At 46.0% G+C, this 18687-nt stretch carries 15 protein-coding genes; 3 read left to right on the top strand and 12 right to left on the bottom strand.

Annotation, left to right across the window (positions count from 1 at the left end):
* Positions 1–9: 9 nt before the first annotated feature.
* From AC5YBX_RS04215 to rppH, 9 genes are all read right to left on the bottom strand, one after another.
* The gene (locus tag AC5YBX_RS04215; RefSeq protein ID WP_494519868.1) at positions 10–420 is read right to left on the bottom strand and encodes a protein YgfX; all 411 of its coding nucleotides are present in this window, start codon (positions 418–420) and stop codon (positions 10–12) included.
* Positions 401–640 carry an FAD assembly factor SdhE gene (locus tag AC5YBX_RS04210; protein WP_494521654.1) on the bottom strand — a complete coding sequence of 80 codons (240 nt, stop codon included), beginning with the start codon at positions 638–640 and terminating at the stop codon, positions 401–403. Before AC5YBX_RS04210 ends, AC5YBX_RS04215 begins: the two co-directional genes overlap by 20 nt.
* Positions 641–714: 74 nt before the next feature.
* Entirely contained in the window at positions 715–1623 is a 909-nt protein-coding gene (nhaR, locus tag AC5YBX_RS04205; RefSeq protein WP_494521655.1) for a transcriptional activator NhaR, read from the bottom strand.
* 202 nt (positions 1624–1825) lie between these two features.
* Complete coding sequence (locus AC5YBX_RS04200) at positions 1826–2209, bottom strand: hypothetical protein (protein ID WP_494519869.1); 384 nt, start codon at positions 2207–2209, stop codon at positions 1826–1828.
* Positions 2206–3381 carry a Na+/H+ antiporter NhaA gene (gene nhaA / locus AC5YBX_RS04195; protein WP_494524408.1) on the bottom strand — a complete coding sequence of 392 codons (1176 nt, stop codon included), beginning with the start codon at positions 3379–3381 and terminating at the stop codon, positions 2206–2208. The genes AC5YBX_RS04200 and nhaA overlap by 4 nt, the downstream gene beginning before the upstream one ends.
* Before the next feature lie 303 nt (positions 3382–3684).
* Positions 3685–4536, bottom strand: a complete 852-nt coding sequence (locus tag AC5YBX_RS04190) for a thymidylate synthase (protein ID WP_494519871.1) — start codon at positions 4534–4536, stop codon at positions 3685–3687.
* Between the two features lie 95 nt (positions 4537–4631).
* Positions 4632–5423 carry a sulfite exporter TauE/SafE family protein gene (locus AC5YBX_RS04185; protein WP_494524407.1) on the bottom strand — a complete coding sequence of 264 codons (792 nt, stop codon included), beginning with the start codon at positions 5421–5423 and terminating at the stop codon, positions 4632–4634.
* Positions 5424–5522: 99 nt separating this feature from the next.
* A complete protein-coding gene (gene ptsP / locus AC5YBX_RS04180) occupies positions 5523–7754 on the bottom strand; it encodes a phosphoenolpyruvate--protein phosphotransferase (RefSeq protein ID WP_494519873.1) in 2232 nt (743 codons plus the stop codon).
* Positions 7755–7779: 25 nt separating this feature from the next.
* Complete coding sequence (gene rppH, locus AC5YBX_RS04175; RefSeq protein WP_494519874.1) at positions 7780–8304, bottom strand: RNA pyrophosphohydrolase; 525 nt, start codon at positions 8302–8304, stop codon at positions 7780–7782.
* Between the two features lie 689 nt (positions 8305–8993).
* Here rppH and mutH point away from each other — a divergent pair.
* Entirely contained in the window at positions 8994–9683 is a 690-nt protein-coding gene (gene mutH / locus AC5YBX_RS04170) for a DNA mismatch repair endonuclease MutH (RefSeq protein ID WP_494519875.1), read from the top strand.
* A 319-nt stretch (positions 9684–10002) separates the two neighbouring features.
* Positions 10003–11082 carry an adenylate/guanylate cyclase domain-containing protein gene (locus tag AC5YBX_RS04165; RefSeq protein WP_494519876.1) on the top strand — a complete coding sequence of 360 codons (1080 nt, stop codon included), beginning with the start codon at positions 10003–10005 and terminating at the stop codon, positions 11080–11082.
* Between the two features lies 1 nt (position 11083).
* Here AC5YBX_RS04165 and oxyR read toward each other — a convergent pair whose 3' ends face one another.
* The 3 genes from oxyR to mnmL form a co-directional block, all read right to left on the bottom strand.
* Positions 11084–11995 carry a hydrogen peroxide-inducible genes transcriptional activator OxyR gene (gene oxyR / locus AC5YBX_RS04160; protein ID WP_494519877.1) on the bottom strand — a complete coding sequence of 304 codons (912 nt, stop codon included), beginning with the start codon at positions 11993–11995 and terminating at the stop codon, positions 11084–11086.
* A 181-nt stretch (positions 11996–12176) separates the two neighbouring features.
* Positions 12177–12542 carry an Hpt domain-containing protein gene (locus AC5YBX_RS04155; RefSeq protein WP_494524406.1) on the bottom strand — a complete coding sequence of 122 codons (366 nt, stop codon included), beginning with the start codon at positions 12540–12542 and terminating at the stop codon, positions 12177–12179.
* 296 nt (positions 12543–12838) lie between these two features.
* Positions 12839–13753, bottom strand: coding sequence for a tRNA modification radical SAM protein MnmL/YtqA (gene mnmL / locus AC5YBX_RS04150; RefSeq protein ID WP_494519879.1), 915 nt, complete (start codon positions 13751–13753; stop codon positions 12839–12841).
* A 481-nt stretch (positions 13754–14234) separates the two neighbouring features.
* Between mnmL and gltB the strand changes: the two genes are divergently transcribed.
* Positions 14235–18683: a glutamate synthase large subunit gene (gltB, locus tag AC5YBX_RS04145; protein ID WP_494524405.1), complete on the top strand. Its 4449-nt coding sequence runs from the start codon at positions 14235–14237 to the stop codon at positions 18681–18683.
* Positions 18684–18687 lie beyond the last annotated feature (4 nt).

Below are 18687 nucleotides of genomic sequence, written 5' to 3'. Positions count from 1 at the left end.
CTCATGATATTAACCAAAACGTAACAACAGACGGCACAAGTAACGATAACTTGTGTCGTCCAACATATCTCGCCACACCATCACTAGGTGTTTATCGCCATCCTTGTGCAACTCAAATAGTACTACCAGTGGCGTTATCCAGCGCCGCTTTAATGTATAGATAGCGGCGTTGTTACCCATGCCAGCATTACCTGACTCATCAAGCCAAAAGGCAAAAGACCAACGCTGAAGCCGAATCAATAACCTAATAAAGACGGCCACCACCAAAGCGATAACCCCCCATTTAATGGCAGTAAACCAGATAACATCGACAGGCGGCCAGGCCAAGAGTGAAGTGAGGCATACGGACGCCAAAACGACCAACGCGAGTCGTTGGTCGAAAGAGGGATATAAATAAAAATTATGGCGCAGGCCGGCCACGAACTTGAATGATCATTTGAGCAAGCTCGGGATCAGGACATACTTCATGCCCCATAAACCAAGCAAATAGCTCAGGATCTTCACATTCTAACAAACGCACAAAGCTGGCTTTATCTTGATTTGATAGAATGGCATATTGGGTTTCCACAAAGGGTTGGAACAACACATCTAGCTCTAACATGCCTCGTCGGCATGCCCATCTGACTCTGGCTATGTTCATTGGTTCTGACACGCAACTACTCCCTTAATTATTATTGATGTTAGTGTATCAGCTCACCGTAATACTGGCACTCTTTAAAGCAGTTCAACTTGGCTGTCTTTGCCAGCAAACAGGTCGCTAAAATCGGTCGCCAGCAAGCGTTTCACTGCTGGGTGCTGGATCATACGCTCAGCAAACATCACGTGGTACACCTCTTTAATATCAGTGGTTTCACCCAAAAAACTTATCCCGTGAGCTAAAATATCTTGTTTATAAATCGAGGGAGCGACAAAAATCCCTTGTTTAAAATAGCCAAACGCTTTCATCATGGCAGCGTCATCAAACTCGCCCAAGATGGTGACATTGAGATTGTTCTCATCAAACCAATGGTGTAACTGTTGCCCAAGTGAAGTTCGTTTACCAGGGATCAATAGCTTAGCTTGCTCTAAACAAGCAGGAAAAGGCTTACTGTAGCGTTCTGATGAAAAGAACCCTACACCACATTCACCCAATTTTTTCGACAAGATCTCAGGATACTTTAACGACTCTCCAGCACAGTCGGACAAGATCATGTCTAACTTATGCTCGCGTAATCGCTCCATTAAGCTTTCATGCGTCGATTCAAAACAGGCCAAGCGCATTGAGCCATCGGAGGGCACCACAGACAGCAACACTCGGCTCGCTAAGGCTTTTGATAAGGCATCGGCTATGCCAACTTCAAATAGAATATTGTCTTCTTTTTGATAGTTAAGCCGATCCAGCATTTCGTAACTTAGACTGAACATCTTATCGGCATAACGAAATACTAATTCACCTAGTTCAGTCGGCTCAAGCGAGCGCCCGACACGTTTAAATAAACTGCCATTTAAACGCTCCTCCAATACCCGGATCTGCCCAGTAACCGTTTGCGGTGTTAAACAAAGAGCCTGCGCTGCTTTCGCAACCGAGCCCTTTTTATGTACCATCCAAAAATAATAGAGATGATTGTAATTAAGGTGTGACATCAGCACGTAATTAACCCCTATCGCGGCCCTCAACGCTAAGTAAATTAGCGTATGATGAATGCGAGGCACTATTCAAAGTGATAGCAACATTGGTTTATATCATACCGTACACCTCGCAGGATGCCGAACAAAAATGGCAACCATACGAGAGCGTGACGATAATCATTTATTCAGGTATTGGCAGGCTAAATACAGGGCTAAATTATTGAAGGCGTTGACAATCCATCAGATTGAACATCACACTAGTCAGCTCTTCTGCTGTATTAATGTTTCCGGCAGCGAAGGCTTCTTCTAGGCCATTCACCAAGACTTCACGATCGGGAATACGACTCTCACAGTAAGTTCTATTTGCTTGCTGAAAACGTTTACCACTGCGATATTTAAGTGCTCGTGACTCATAATCATTGGATTCGAGGCGTTGCCCCATAGTATTGGGTTTATACATTAATGCCCCATCAACAACGCCTTCAAGATAGTGCTGACAAGCAGGGCTATCGATCTCCTGATTACAAGCCTGAATCTGTGATGCTGAAGCGCCAGTCACCATAGCCAATGACAGCCCTAATATAGTTAGTTGCTTTTTCATGCGTTCTCTCCTTTCTCAGGTAGTACTTTTGATAACCAAAAGTAACCAATTAAAGCTGACAAAATCGATCCCGTTAATATGCCAAGACGTGCCAGATCACCGTACACTTCACCATCCCCAACAAACGCTAAAGAGGAGATAAACATCGACATGGTAAAACCAATACCACACATCACAGCCACTGGAGCAATATGGCGCCAGCCCATTCCTTCTGGCAATACAGCCAACTTAAACTTTACTGCCACATAACTAAAAAACAGCACCCCTAGAGGCTTACCCAATAACAAACCTAATGCTATGCCAACCGGAACAGGCGACAACAGATCAGTTATGCTCATGCCTGACAGATCGACACCGGCATTAGCAAAGGCAAAAATAGGTAAAATAACAAAGGTACTCCAAGGGTGGAGATTATGTTCCAATCTCTCCGATGGAGAACTGCCATCTTTGGCTCGTAGCGGAATACAGAAGGCGATAATCACCCCGGCAAGCGTGGCGTGCACACCCGACTTAAGCACTGCGATCCACAACACGAGTCCCACAAAGCCGTACGGTAGTATCTTAGTGACCCCTTTTCGATTGAGTGCGACCAAACCGACGATGGCGAGTGCTGCTATCAACAAACTGAAGGTCGACAAATCAGAGCTATAGAACATGGCAATAATCACCACCACGCCCAAGTCATCGATAATGGCTAACGCTAACAAAAATACCTTTAACGCTACTGGCACTCGACTACCAAGCAACGCCATGATCCCAAGTGCAAATGCAATGTCGGTGGCCGCAGGAATCGCCCAACCTGATTGAGTTATAGGATCACTAAAGTTAAATACTAAATAGATGGCCGCGGGAAATAACATGCCACCAATCGCAGCAAATGTCGGTAATGCTGCCTGTTCTTTACTGGATAGCGCCCCTTCTAATAACTCTCGTTTCACCTCAAGGCCAATAAGCATAAAAAATAACGCCATCAAGCCGTCATTAATCCAGTGAATAAGGGTCTTATCGATATCTAGGCTACCCACGCGCACTTGCATTTCTGTATGCAAAAAACCTTGATACATGTCTGCTAACGGTGAATTTGCCATTAGCATTGCCAGCAAGACGGCTCCCATCAACAAGATGCCACCAGCTGATTCTTGGCTTAGAAAGTTTCTAATAGCCTTTTCCATATATAAACTCCATTAACACTCAATGCTTTGAGTCTAGCTGAATAAGCGAATAGTGAATAATCGTTTGCATCTGCATCAAACATCGAAAATACCGATCATTTAGACTATATCATGAACAACTAGCTACAACCTCTTATACAATTTCATTCTAATTAGCTTATCAAAAAAGGCCAATAGTTAACAAAAAAAACCAAATACCGCTATTTAGTCTTGTTTTTAAGCGTTCCGGATAAAAAAAACGCAAGACATGATTAAACATGTCTTGCGCTTTACCTCAGTATTTCCGCTGTTACTTAGGAAATATTATACTGAAAATGGATACTTTATCGCGTCATGATGTTGGTAACCATGCACTTCAAAGTCATCCATAGTCACCCAAGTTTCTAAGTCATGAAGCGATTTAATATCTGGATTGATAATAAGTTGTGGTGATGGTAATGGCTCACGCTTAAGTTGTACCGTTTGCATTAGCTCCAGCTGATCTTCATAAATGTGAGCATTAACAATTTTATGGTAAGCAGTCCCCGCTTTGTTACCTGTGATCTGCGCCACTAAGGCTAATAGGGTAAACACCTGCACCTGATTAAAATTAAGCCCCAGAGGGACATCACAAGAACGTTGAAAGCTATTTAAGTAGAGGGTGTCACCCAACAAAGAAAAATTATGTGTATGCATACATGGACGTAAGCAGCCCATGTGAAACTCGCCTGGGTTATAAAAACTCAAAATTTCACCGCGGTCATCTACGCCACGACTTAAATTATCAATAATTTTTTTCAGCTGATCGACACTACCACCATCGGGTTTACGCCAAGCTCGCCCCTGCACGCCATAGACGCGTCCCATATCGTCGACACCTTTACGATGGGGATTATCGAGCCAAGCACTATTCTCATTAGCGTTGGCATCCCAAGTTTTAGCGCCTAACTTTCTAAAGTCAGCTGCATTATCGTAACCACGGATATAACCGATAAGCTCAGCGATGGCGCCTTTCCAAAAACTTTTACGCGTGGTAATTAACGGAAACTCATTTGCATCGACCCGATACGTCAAATCGGCATTTATCACGGTTAAACAACGTTTTCCGGTGCGCTCATTTTCAACCCAAACACCTTCATCAATGATACGGTTACATAGCTGTAGATACTGTTTCATGGTTCCCTACTTTAATAAGATAACAGTTAGTTATCGCTAACCAACAAACTTAAATAATAACTAATTTTTAGGTCGTGACTATCGTGACTACAGGACTAAAGTACTAACTTCAACCCGATAAATACCAATAGTACGGCAAAGATTTTCTTTAACCTTGACGTTGGCCAAATACTGGCAGCTTTAGCACCAAAGGGAGCTGCCAACATAGAAGTAGAAACGATACCAATTAAAGCCGGTAGATAAATGAAGCCTAAGGTATAATCGGTTAACCCTGGCTCTCCCCACCCTGCGATGACATAGCTGACACTACCAAACAGCGCAATGGTTAATCCGGTTACCGACGAAAACCCAATCGCCTGACGGATCTGTAACCCGCACCAACATAAAAATGGCACCAGTAGTACGCCGCCACCAATCCCCATTAAGGCGGCAATGATCGCCACTAGAAATGACACACTAAATAATACGGCTCGATGGGGTAAGGGCCGAGTCGTCGTTGGTACTTTATAAGGAAAAATCATCTGGATCGCCATCACAATAACAAAGATGGCAAACGCCTGCTTGAGTGTGTCGGCCGCAAATAAAGTCGCAATAAAGCCTGCCAATAACGCCCCAAGCACAAAGCCTGGCAACATCACTTTTAATAATGACCAAGGTACATTACCTAGGCGATGATGGGCACGTGCTGATGATAAAGAAGTTAAGATAATTGCCGCCAGAGAGGTTGCAATCGCCACGTGGGTTAAATGCTCAGGCATAATGCCTGTTTGGGGCAGTAAATAGAGTAAAACGGGAACGGCAATGATGCCACCACCAATCCCTAACAGTCCTGCCATAAAACCAATAAATGCACCGAGGGCCACACAACTTAAAAATATGGTTAACATCTTATCTCTACAGCTCAGCCCATCTATATCTATTAGCTTAAATCAAAAAAGCCTAGATTGAAATCTACTGCTTAGCAGCTAAGATGATTCAATTAACCTTTAGATAAACTCGGCTAACTGTCGATGAGAAAGAAACTCTGTCACTAATTGCCTCACTTCGGCGCCATTAGACTGTGATAACGCCTGTACTAATAGTTCACTTAAATCCGTGTAAGAAACTCGTCTAATAAGATAATTTATCTTGGCTAAACTACCTTGGTTCATACTTAACTGATTGAATCCCATCGCGACCAACAAAATAACGCCAATGGGCTCACCTGCGAGTTCACCGCAAACACTCACTGGTAACTGGTATTGGTCACACTCCAATCGCGCCCGCTTTAACGCCCTAAGAATACCTGGATGGTAACAATCATAAAGCGAACTCACTCTAGGATTATTACGATCAACAGCTAACAAATATTGGGTTAAATCATTAGACCCAACCGAAATAAAATCGACTCGCTTCGCCACCTCTTCAAGCTGAAATAACAGCGCCGGCACCTCAAGCATTATGCCAATTTTGGGCCTAACTAATGCGGGATGAACATCTTGCTTTACCTCACTATATGCCTGTTCCAAATAACCAATGGCCTGATCTATCTCGTCAAGACAACAGACCATTGGCAGCAAAATATGCAATTGCTCACCCGAGCCAGCCGCATTGAGCATCGCCCGTAACTGCACTAAAAACAACTCTGGATGATCTAATGTTAACCGTATGCCACGCCAACCTAAAAAGGGATTATCTTCAATAATGGGAAAGTAAGACAACGGCTTATCGCCACCGACATCCAAAGTACGCATCACCACCGGCTTATCGACTGCAGCCTGAAGCACTTGTCGATAAACCTCTGTTTGTTCCATTTCACTGGGAAAACGGCTCTGTAACATAAACGGAATTTCGGTGCGATACAGACCGATGCCATCTGCACCTTCGGCAATCTCCGAGGCCAAACTGCTAAGCAAACCGGCATTGAGGTACAAATGTACTCGCGTATCATCTAAGGTAATGGCAGGTAAAGCTAACTCTTGAGCATAGCGGTCTTGCAAGGCCTTTTCAGCGGCAATATGGCTACGATACTCTTTGATTAAAGTGGGGGTAGGTGACACTAACACTTGCCCCCTACTTCCATTAAGAATCATAAGCTTACCGTCGATACCTGCATTTAAAATACCTTCAACGCCAATCACGGCTGGCACCCCAAATGCGCGAGCCAATATCGCCGCATGGGAGTTCACCCCGCCTAATTCGGTCACAATCCCAACCAGTTTATGCTCAGGAAATTCAGCCAACATAGTGACAGTGGCCTCTTTGGTCACCAAAACCACTGGCACATCAAGTTCGATATGCATTTTCTGCGGTTCAATCAACTCCCTTAATACTCGCTGACCTAGGTCACGAATATCACTGGCTCGCTCTTGTAAGTAGGGATCTTGCATCTGTAAAAATTGCTCGATATAACGTAAAGAGACTCGACTTACCGCAGATATGGCGCTCCAACCAGCTTGGATCTCACGCACATATTCACCGCCCAAACTACTATCATCAAGCAGTAACAATAAGGCAGTAAAGATTGACTGTACCTCTTTCTCGTTCTCACCATCAAAACGCTGAGATTGCACGCTCAAGGCGTTACGGCAGGTGATAAGAGCGTTGTCGAGTAAGGCGAGTTCAGCGGCAATATCACTGCTCAGCTCATCGCGCTGTTCTAAAGCAATATCGCCACCAATCACCATGGCATTCGCAATCACAACCCCATCGGCCGCAGGCACCCCTGTATACACACACTTATTAGGTGTCAACTTGACTTCGGCTTTCTTACGCTGCTCCCTAACGGCCATAGCTAACTGTGCAGCAAGGGTCATTAAAAATGCTTCCTCCGCCTCGCTAAATTGCCGCGCATCGGCCTGCTGCACGACCAGCACACCTAAGATCAATTTTTGATAAATAATGGGAACAGCAAGAAAGGCACGAAAATCTTCTTCATCGACTTCGCAAAATAACTTAAAACGGGGATGTAACTGTGCATCCGCAAGGTTGACAGGCTCTTCGCGTTCGGCGACAAGCCCCACCAACCCTTCGGTCAGGCGCATTTTAACCTGTCCGACGGCGCGCGGATCTAGGCCGTCGGTAGCAGAGAGAACTAATTGATTGTCTTCAAGAATGTAAATAGAGCAGCACTGGGTTGCCATGGCAGATTTAGTTTGGCTCACCAATAGGGATAAAGCAGATTGGAGATCGTCGGCAGCTGCGACAGCCTGAGTTATGTCTCTAAGCGTTTTTAACACGGACTTGATCTCCTTATGCTATTTTCTACCTGCGGCGACCTCGTCTTCTGCCACTGTGGGAAGGCTCTTGCGTCTGAAACGGCAAGGCCGTTGGGGCAAACTCTTTCATTACTTTTCGATAAACATCTCGCTTAAACGACACAACCTGTCTCACAGGGTACCAGTAACTCACCCAACGCCAATCATCAAATTCTGGGTGACCGCTGGCGCCCAAGTCAATAGCTGACTCTTGGCTTTTTAATTGTAGCAAAAACCATTTTTGCTTCTGGCCGATACACAAAGGTTTACTGTCTTGCCTAATTAACCGTTTCGGTAATCTATAACGCAACCAGGAACGAGTTGAAGTTAAAATTTGCACATGCTCAGCTTTTAACCCAACCTCTTCATACAACTCCCGATACATGGCTTGCTCGGCACTTTCGCCTTCATCAACGCCACCTTGTGGAAATTGCCAGGAATGCTGACCAAATCTTCTAGCCCACATAACCTGCCCAAAGCGATTACAGATAATGATGCCTACATTTGCACGAAAGCCGTCACTATCAATCACATGGACTCCAAATATCAAATTTTAATGGATCGATTGTTTCACAAAGTGAGATCCTAGGCAATTGCCTAATAACAGATATTATTTGGATAAAAAACCCAAATATTTATTTTTATCAACAGAGGCGGTAAAAAACACGCGATGATATCCACAAAATCTGTGGATATCTCTGTTTGAAACTCAGTTAAAAATGTTATTACAATCAGCTAAGACTGAAATTGCAGCCTTATTCGCACCAAAGCAGCAAACCATAAGCAACTGATTAAAAACAACATAAAACACATTAACCATTTTTAATCAGAGTGACACATAAAAACAGAACACATTTTAACCAAAATAATAATTTACCATACAGGAGCGCTACCATGATTAAGGTTATACACAGGCAAAAGTATAAGGTTATCAAATTTGGCGATAGAGTACGGTCTACTAGGCTTGACAGGGACAAATACTTAGCAATTAAAAATTTAAAACCAGAGTTATCCAATATTTCTGTGGATAACCATGTTGGAAACGCTGGGAAAGAACTTGGTAGGCGAATTACGCGCCGCTTTAACAGAAAATAAAAAAACAGCAAAACAATTAAAATCAACAACTTAAGCTGAAAGCCATTTAAATCCACTTCACAAAGATGTCAGCGAGCAGTTTTTAACCGCGTTGGCTAAATGATATAAGTACAGTAAAATCGAGCCATGACCAACACACCACGCCCGCCACAAACACTAAATGAACTGATGCAACGTGCCCAAGACATGGCAGGGTTAACCCTAGGCCAACTGGCAGAGTTACATCATATTTGCGTGCCGACTGATCTCAAGCGAGATAAAGGTTGGATTGGCCAACTTATCGAACATGAACTGGGCGCAATGGCAGGCTCTAAGCCTGAACAAGACTTTCTGCACCTAGGCGTCGAGCTTAAAACCATTCCGGTAGATGAAATGGGTAAGCCGATGGAGACCACTTACGTTACCGTGGCGCCACTGGTTAATATTCAGGGACTCAGTTGGCAACAAAGCCTGGTGTTTCACAAACTGCAACGAGTGTTGTGGATCCCAGTTGAAGGAATACGAACCAAACCTGTTGGCGATAGGCAAATCGGTATGCCTATTCTATGGACCCCTTCTGTACAAGAGTTCGCTCAGATCCGTCAGGACTGGGAAGAGATAATGGAATTAATTGCGTTAGGTAAAGTCGAACAGATAACCGCACGTCACGGCGAAGTGTTACAACTGCGCCCGAAAGGTGCCAACAGTCGTTCCATGACCCAAAGCATTGCAGCCGATGGCAAGATTAAGCTAACGAATCCAAGAGGGTTTTATTTAAAAATCCCCTTCACCCAACAGATACTCAATAACTATTTATCCGGATTATCCGAAAAGTAAGTTATGGACAAGTAAAGTGCCGAATTACTGGCACAAAGAGTAAGGCTGACAAAACATAACCACAATCAACACTGCTCAGCGAAGGTGTAGAGCCAACAAGCTCTGCAGCAACTTATACTAATTTAGTAAACCACAAATAAGCACATAAAACAGTCAATAATAGATGCCACCTATCTAATACTGCATTTGGACACAGGCTTTTTTAGTACAACTCAACTTCATTTGACTTAGATCACAAATATCACTGGAAATTGTAGGTCGGTTTTCTATACACTAGCGCATTCTGAGATATAAGTAGTATTAGGGTTTATTCTTTACCGTGAGAGCGCGCAGACAAGCAAAGAAGCTCATTTTTGCCATATTCGCTTGGACAATCGCTATGGCGGCCTTTGTCTTTTTTCGCTATGCCCAAACCCCAGAGTTACCGCAATGGGCTGTGGGTAGTGCCGATCTTGCAACATTAGCGATTTATATGGGCATTATTTTTGGCAGCTTGCATTGGATGTCAAACATCATTGCTGAATTTAGCGCCATCAACCGCTTGCCCTATCTGTTTTCTGTTATCTTTAAAGGATTGTTTTTATTGCTCGGTGCAACGACACTGGCCTATATAACACAATACCTAAATATGTGGGCCATAGAAAATCATATGGCCACTCTGCGGCAAATGCTCACGGCCCATGTTCTCTATAGTCCATCCTTTCAAGCCTTAATCATCTACCTTGTCGCCGTACGTGTTGGCTTAGCCTTTATCGAACAGATGGCGCTCTTGGTTGGCCCTAAGGTACTGCTCAATATCGGTTTAGGTAAATACCATCGCCCTCGATATGAACAACGGCTGTTTTTATACTTAGATATGGTCGCCTCCACGACCCATGCCGAGTCGCTGGGCGATTATCGTTTTAGCCGCCTTATTCAAGATTGCTTTAGCCTGTTATCGGACACAGTTATCAACAATGATGCCGAAATTTATCGCTATATGGGTGATGCGGTGCTCATCTACTGGCCATTAGAGGAAGGTATCGTTCACGATCGCAGTTTCAATATCTATTATGAGTTCAGCCAGCAGCTCAATTGGCAACGCCAATATTTTGAAGACCAGTATGGTTTTGTGCCTAAATTTAAGGCTGCCGCTCATTGCGGTCAAGTTGTAGCGGCTGTGGTGGGGGTGCAAAAACAGGAGATCAGCTTCTTCAGTGATGTACTCAATACTCTTGCCAGACTCCAAGACCAATGTAACCCACTTGGACAACGTATGTTGATATCAGGTGCACTGCATTCTCAATTAGACATTGGCGAAAGTAGCTATGAATTTAATCACTTAGGCCCAATAAAACTGAAGGGGAAACAACACTCTATAGAAGTGTTTGGTGTTTCCCCTCGAGGCTCAAAGAGCTAGTTTACGGCTGCGGTGGTGCCAGTAAGTTTTCAATTGCCTTGCCTAAGGTTCTAAAAGTCATAATACGGCTCGAAGTTTGTCGCCATACCAAACCAATATCACGATAGGGCGCTTCACCAGGTGGCGTCATGGCGAGTAAATCGGTATCTTTTAAAATACCCGCATCGATTGCCATTTGAGGCAAAAATGTCGTGCCTAATTTACTGTTCACCATCTGCACTAGCGTATGTAAACTGGTCGCCGCAAACGGGTTTATCTTATCACTATCTCCCAAGCGGCACGCACTAATCGCATGTCCAGTAATACAGTGCTCCGATTGCAACAAGAAAATACTCTCATCGGGTAGTGTTTTATAATCTATCGGCTGGGTAATATCAGATGATAACTCGCGGTGCATCACCAGCTTAAAGGGATCGATTCCCACCTTCATACTGTGATAACCACTGGTGTCGGCAGGTAAAGCCAACAGCAATAAATCTAACTCTCCCTTCCCCAAAGCATCGAGCAAACGCTCAGTGGTATCTTCCTTTAAAAATAGGGTTAAATTAGGATAACTAGCCTGACAATGTTTGACGACTCGACTGAGTAGAAACGGCGCGATGGTCGGAATACATCCTAGACGAATTTCCCCCGTCATTGGCTCACCTTGATGCTTAACCAGCTCGACCAAATCATCTACATCGGTCAGTAATTTACGCGAGCGTAATACCACCTCTTCACCTATCGCGGTAAAGATAAACGACTTATGATCTCGCTCAATCAGTTGATGCCCTAGCTGCTCTTCTAAATTTTGGATCCCGCTAGAGAGCGTCGACTGACTGACATGACACAATTTAGCCGCACGATTAAAGTTCTGTTCTTGGTGCAGATTCACCAGATAGTAGAGATTTTTAAGACTCGGTAAATGTTTCATAAAATCGATTACCAACCTGTGTTTATATTCAAATACTCAATTTAAGTCTAATCTAACATAACCGCTCGCAAGATGGCTGCTGTATTTCCCCCAAATTGTGAACATCGCCGCTATCGACAATTTTTTAGCATAAAAAAAGCCCTCGATGATGACTCATCGAGGGCTTTTTCATCGGCTAAGGTTAGCCTTTAGCTTGTAAATACTGTTTTAGCTGGGCTAAATCATCACTGGCATTATCGACAATCACTTGTAGCCAAGCACCATGACCAGCGGCCCACTCAGGAGACTCACCATGTTGCAGCAACTGAGCAAACTCTTGAATGCGCTTTAAACCGACAGAGCCGGCCGCGCCTTTAAATTTATGAGCTTCAGAGCATAAGGTATCTTTATCTTGCGCAGCGTTGGCATTGACTAGGTTGCCGACATACTCAGGCATGAGCTGCTCAAATAAGACGACACTTTTAAGCAAGGTGCTAGCACCAATTGCGCTGCAGTATTGCTCTAGTGTGTTTAGATCTAAAATTGATTCTAACTCAACTGTCGCCATATTTAGACACCTCTTAAATTTAATGCTTATTTTCTAATACTGTTCATTCACTTCATAATACCGCCAATTATGGCCTGCGCAACCAACTTGAAGCAGATGACGTGAAAAAAACACCGCAATTAACACTTGCGCAACAAGCCGTTAAAGCTATTGCATAAACATTGCCGTTAACGCGCAAATTATGCAAACAGGCCTTAGCTAATAACCTAACTAGATACACATAGCTGGCCCAATATTGAGCGACTGACTCACGTTATTGGGCAGCGGCATGAAGACTAAAGTGAATATAAACACTTTTATGCTTGCGACAAATAATGCCCTTGGCCACCATTCTTGGCTAAGTCATCGACGATAGCGACTAGCCCATCCCAGCGAAAACCACACCAGTCCGGTGCCAATAACATAGGTTTTTTAGCGTAAGCGGTCACCCGATGAAACACGATATCCTGTGGGGTGAAACGGATCAGCTCCGCCGCACTATGAGCATATTCTGCCTGAGACAGCAGCGGTAAACGCCCCGCTCTCCATGCTTTGGCCATAGTACTGCCCTCGACAATATGCAGTGGGTGTAACTTTAATCCATCAACACCAGCGGCAAGCACGGCCTTATGGGTAGTGACATAATCCTCATGGGTTTCTCCGGGCAAGCCTAAAATCAGATGAGTGCACACCTTAAGCCCCGCTCGTCTTGCACGTTGCACGGTATCCTGATATTCATCGAAACCATGGCCACGGTTAATCCGTTTTAAGGTTGCTGGATTGGCGCTCTGTAACCCCAATTCTAACCAAACCTCAAGCCCTTGGCCTTGATATTGCGCCAACAGTTCAATCACCTCATCAGGTACACAATCTGGTCGCGTCCCAACACACAGACCGACAATATCACGCTCTTTTATCGCTTCATCATACTTTTGCTTAAGCACCTTATATTCATCATACGTACTGGTATAGGCTTGAAAATAAGCGATAAACTTTGATGACTTCCCCTGAGCACGCGTACGCCCCTGGGCTAACTGCTCGGCGATAGTCTCTACGGTTCCATGTTCGTGGCTAAACGAAGCCACATTACAGAAGGTGCAACCACCACGCCCAAGTGACCCATCACGATTGGGGCAGGTAAACTTAGCGTCTATGGTTAATTTTTTTAATCGCTGGCCATACTTTTGTCGGCACTGCACCCCAAAGGTATTTACGAAGCTATCTAGTCCCACAAGGTTGTCTCTATCAATAAATGGGGCGGTATTTTAGCGAATCCCAATACAATAAACCTTGGCCTACCTCAAACAAGCCTCATTGCATTATTTCCCACAATCACAAACGAGCGACATGTCACATGCTAAAACGGTCAAAGTGTTAACCACAGCCAAGATCTGTTAAATAATTCATCACACCTGCAATAAAAATCACTTTCCCAAAAATAAAACCCACCCGCCAGATTGTTAAATTTTGGTAAACCAAAAACAAACCCAAAACCAAAATTGTTTTTATTCATAATGTTATAGCAAGCGATGCACAGCTTACGTTAACGTAAGGTTGCATAATTACGCGGGTAAACCACCACCACCCAACCCACTTTTATGCATAAATTTGAATTGACCTTTTATCAGGCTAAAGTTAATTTGGTTGATTCGGGTGTATAGCAATCGTAACTTCCCCGACGTGTTTTAGTTAGTAGTATTAGGGAGTTTTTATATGAGCTTGTATCACCCCAGTTTTGAACGGGATAACTGTGGCTTTGGCTTAATCGCCCAGATGGATGGCGAAGCCAGCCATAGAATAGTACGAACTGCGATCCACGGTCTCGACCGTATGAAACATCGCGGTGGTATTGCTGCAGACGGCCGTACAGGTGATGGCTGTGGTTTGCTTATGCAACTTCCGATTAAATTTTTCGAAGCCATTGCCGCTGAAAATGACTGGCACCTTAGCCGTAAATTCGCAGTAGGTATGCTGTTTTTAAGCCAAGATGAACAACTAGCAACACAAACCAAACACTTACTCGAACGTGAATTAGAAAAAGAAACCTTAAGTGTTGCCGGTTGGCGTGAAGTCCCGGTTGATGCCGACGTACTAGGCCCGATTGGCCAAGCGAGCCAGCCACAGATCTGGCAAGTGTTAATTAATGCCCCTATCGGCTGGCGTGAAAAAGATTTAGAACGACGCCTCTATATGGCGCGTCGCCGGCTTGAACAGCAGATGAGCGACTGCAAAGATTTTTATGTTGCCAGCCTTTCAGGCCAAGTCATCGTCTATAAAGGGTTAATGATGCCAGCAGATCTGCCGGCCTTCTACCCAGATCTGGCCGACATCCGCCTGCAAAGCTCTATCTGCCTATTCCATCAACGCTTTTCAACCAATACCTCACCCAAGTGGCCATTGGCACAACCGTTTCGTTATTTAGCCCACAACGGCGAAATCAATACCATTACGGGTAACAGGCAATGGGCACGAGCGCGCGCTTATAAATTTAATGCGCCTTTGCTGCCCGATCTGCAGCAAGCGGCGCCCTTTGTCAACGAGACTGGCTCAGACTCCTCCTCACTGGATAATATGCTCGAAATGCTATTAGCTGGCGGCATGGATCTGTACCGCGCCATGCGCTTACTTATCCCACCCGCTTGGCAGAGTAATCCAGAGATGGATGATGAGCTCAAGGCGTTTTACGACTTTAACTCCATGCATATGGAGCCTTGGGATGGCCCGGCTGGCATCGTCATGACCAATGGGCGTCACGCGGCTTGCGCCGTCGACCGTAATGGTCTGCGCCCCTCGCGCTATGTGATCACCAAAGATCGTATTTTAACCCTCGCCTCTGAGATAGGTATTTGGGATTACGCCCCCGACGAAGTGGTCGAAAAAGGCCGCGTAGGCCCAGGTGAGCTATTGGTGCTCGATACCCTTAACGGTCAGCTCTACTCCTCATTTGAAATTGATAACGATCTCAAGCGTCGTCATCCCTATAAAGAGTGGATGGCCAAAAACAGCCAAACCTTGATCCCCGCCGAGCAGATGCCCGCCGAAGCCCAAGGGGTTTGCGAGTTTTCAGCCGACACCTTAGTGCAATACCAAAAGCAATTTGGTTATTCCCGCGAAGAGCTCGAGCAGGTGATTTGGGTGCTCGCCGATAAAGGCGAAGAGGCCACAGGCTCCATGGGGGATGACACCCCAATGGCGGTGTTATCGAAGCAATCACGCACCCTGTATGACTATTTCAGGCAAAAGTTTGCTCAGGTCACCAATCCACCCATCGATCCCCTGCGCGAAAAGCATGTGATGTCGCTTGCCACCTGTATTGGCCGCGAACAAAACCTGTTTAACGAAACCACAGGCCATGCCTATCGAGTGATGTTTAACTCGCCTATTTTACTCTTTAGTGATTTTAATCAGCTATTAGCCTTAGACTCAAGTAACTATCGCGCCAAGACCGTTGACCTTAATTATGATCTGTCAGAGGGGCTAGAAGCCGCCATCATTCGCATCTGCGATGAAGCCGAGCGCTTAGCCCGCACCGGCACCACGCTGCTGATTTTATCAGACCGAGCCACCGACAAGCGCAAGCAAGTGATCCCGGCCGCCATGGCGGTAGGCGCAGTACAAAAGGTATTAGTCGACAACAGCTTACGCTGCGACACTAACATCATTGTTGAAACCGCATCGGCGCGCGATCCACATCATTTTGCGATATTGCTTGGCTTTGGGGCCACTGCCATCTACCCCTATTTGGCCTACGAGAGTATCTCAGCACTGGCCGCGACCCGTGGGATCAGCGAAACCCAGCGCTTAATGCTCAACTTCCGCCACGGCATAGACAAAGGCCTGCGTAAGATCATGTCTAAGATGGGCATCAGCACAGTAGGCTCTTATCGCTGCAGTCAGCAGTTTGAAGCGGTAGGCTTATCATCAAGCGTGGTCGACTTGTGCTTCAATGGCGTCATTAGCCGTATCGAAGGCGCTGACTTTGACCTGTTAGAACAAGATCAACAGAAGCTGCAAAAACGGGCGTTTCAACCACATCAACCGCTGCCTCAAGGCGGCCTGCTTAAGTATGTTGAAGGCGGCGAATACCACTGCTTCAACCCTGATGTGGTCAACACCCTGCAAGCCTGCTTACGCGATAAGGATTACCAAGGATATAAACGCTTTACCCAACTGGTGGATGACAGACCCGTGGCGACCCTGCGTGACCTGTTGAAAGTGAACGCCAGCCAAAACCCGGTCAATATCGATACCGTCGAAGCGGCACAAACCCTCTACCCACGCTTTGACAGCGCCGCCATGAGTATCGGCGCGCTCAGCCCAGAAGCTCATGAGGCGCTAGCCGTCGCCATGAATCGTCTTGGTGGTCGCTCAAATTCTGGCGAAGGCGGCGAAGATCCACGCCGCTTTAACTCGGAGCGCAACTCAGCCATTAAACAAATTGCCTCAGGGCGTTTTGGCGTGACCGCGCACTACTTAGTTAACGCCGAAGTGCTACAAATTAAGGTCGCCCAAGGCGCTAAGCCCGGTGAAGGTGGACAGCTACCGGGTGATAAGGTCAGTGTCGAAATTGCCGCGCTGCGTAATGCCCGCCCAGGTGTCACACTGATTTCACCGCCGCCGCATCATGATATCTACTCGATTGAAGATTTGGCGCAGCTGATATTCGACCTAAAACAGATCAACCCTAAGGCGATGATCTCGGTCAAACTGGTATCAGAACCCGGCGTGGGCACCATTGCCACCGGGGTTGCTAAAGCCTACGCCGATATGATCACCATCTCTGGCTACGATGGCGGTACCGGCGCCAGCCCGATCACTTCGGTGAAATATGCTGGTAGTCCATGGGAACTAGGGCTCGCCGAAGTGCATCAGTCGCTGGTGGCTAATGGCTTACGCCATAAAATTCGTCTCCAAGTCGATGGCGGGCTCAAAACCGGCACCGATGTGATTAAAGCGGCACTGCTCGGGGCTGAAACCTTTGGTTTTGGTACCGTGCCCATGATAGCGCTAGGGTGTAAATACCTGCGTATCTGCCACCTAAACAACTGCGCGACCGGTGTTGCCACCCAAAATAAACAGCTGCGAGATAACCACTATCACGGCTTGCCAGAGCGGGTGATGACCTACTTTGAGTTTATGGCCCAAGAAATTCGTGAATGGATGGCCGCCTTAGGCGTCACCGAATTTGAACAACTTGTCGGCCGTAGCGACTGGCTCAGTGCCCTTGAAGGCACAACACCTAAGCAACAACAGTTAGATCTGTCGGCCATTTTACATAAACCCGTCGTGCCCGCAGGTTGCGCACTCACGTGGCAGGAGATCAACCCAACCGCGGATAAAGGCGAACTCAACCAAGCGATTGTGACAGCCGCTAAAACGGCGGTTGAGCAAGGCGAATCTTTTGAAGGCCGCTTTGAGATCAACAACACCGACCGCTCTGTAGGCGCCGCACTTTCAGGCCATATTGCCACGACCGTTGGCCTTAAAGGGGCTAAAGCCCCCATCAAGCTCAACTTTAGCGGCAGTGCAGGCCAAAGCTTTGGGGTATGGAACGCCCCTGGGCTGTCGCTCAATCTGTGTGGCGATGCTAACGATTACGTTGGTAAAGGTATGTCTGGTGGCAAGATCACCATCTATCCGGCTATTGGTAGCATGTTCCAAAGCGAAAAGAGCGTCATTATCGGTAACACCTGCCTCTACGGTGCTAGCGGCGGTAAGCTGTTTGCCGCAGGCCAAGCGGGTGAACGTTTTGGCGTACGTAACTCTGGCGCCATTGCCGTCGTCGAGGGCGTTGGCGATAACGGTTGTGAGTACATGACCGGCGGCATAGTCTTGGTGCTGGGTAAGACTGGAGTTAACTTTGGCGCGGGGATGACCGGCGGATTTGCCTACGTGTTTGATCGCTTCGGCCACTTCAACCGCCGCGTGAATACCGACATGGTCGACACCCATAAGGTCGACTCACCCATTCAACAGCAACATCTTAAAGGCCTGATCGAAGAACATTTGGCTGAAACCGGCAGTGAACACGCTAAGATGTTATTAAATGATTTTGAAAACTGGATCGACTGCTTCGTATTGGTTAAGCCGAAAAATATCGCGCTTAATGATCTGTTACGACTCGAGCAATCGGATACAGCACTTTCAGTAGTAGCGGGGTAACTTC

It is taken from the genome of Shewanella sp. 492, assembly GCF_059338445.1.
Note: the sequence above shows the minus strand (reverse complement) of the source record. Positions and strands in the feature narration are given on the sequence as shown.

Coding starts and splice junctions, on each gene's coding strand:
- AC5YBX_RS04210 (WP_494521654.1), bottom strand. CDS start 640: ATGAACATAGCCAGAGTCAGATGGGCATGCCGACGAGGCATGTTAGAG.
- nhaR (WP_494521655.1), bottom strand. CDS start 1,623: ATGTCACACCTTAATTACAATCATCTCTATTATTTTTGGATGGTACAT.
- AC5YBX_RS04200 (WP_494519869.1), bottom strand. CDS start 2,209: ATGAAAAAGCAACTAACTATATTAGGGCTGTCATTGGCTATGGTGACT.
- nhaA (WP_494524408.1), bottom strand. CDS start 3,381: ATGGAAAAGGCTATTAGAAACTTTCTAAGCCAAGAATCAGCTGGTGGC.
- AC5YBX_RS04190 (WP_494519871.1), bottom strand. CDS start 4,536: ATGAAACAGTATCTACAGCTATGTAACCGTATCATTGATGAAGGTGTT.
- AC5YBX_RS04185 (WP_494524407.1), bottom strand. CDS start 5,423: ATGTTAACCATATTTTTAAGTTGTGTGGCCCTCGGTGCATTTATTGGT.
- mutH (WP_494519875.1), top strand. CDS start 8,994: ATGACCAACACACCACGCCCGCCACAAACACTAAATGAACTGATGCAA.
- oxyR (WP_494519877.1), bottom strand. CDS start 11,995: ATGAAACATTTACCGAGTCTTAAAAATCTCTACTATCTGGTGAATCTG.
- AC5YBX_RS04155 (WP_494524406.1), bottom strand. CDS start 12,542: ATGGCGACAGTTGAGTTAGAATCAATTTTAGATCTAAACACACTAGAG.
- gltB (WP_494524405.1), top strand. CDS start 14,235: ATGAGCTTGTATCACCCCAGTTTTGAACGGGATAACTGTGGCTTTGGC.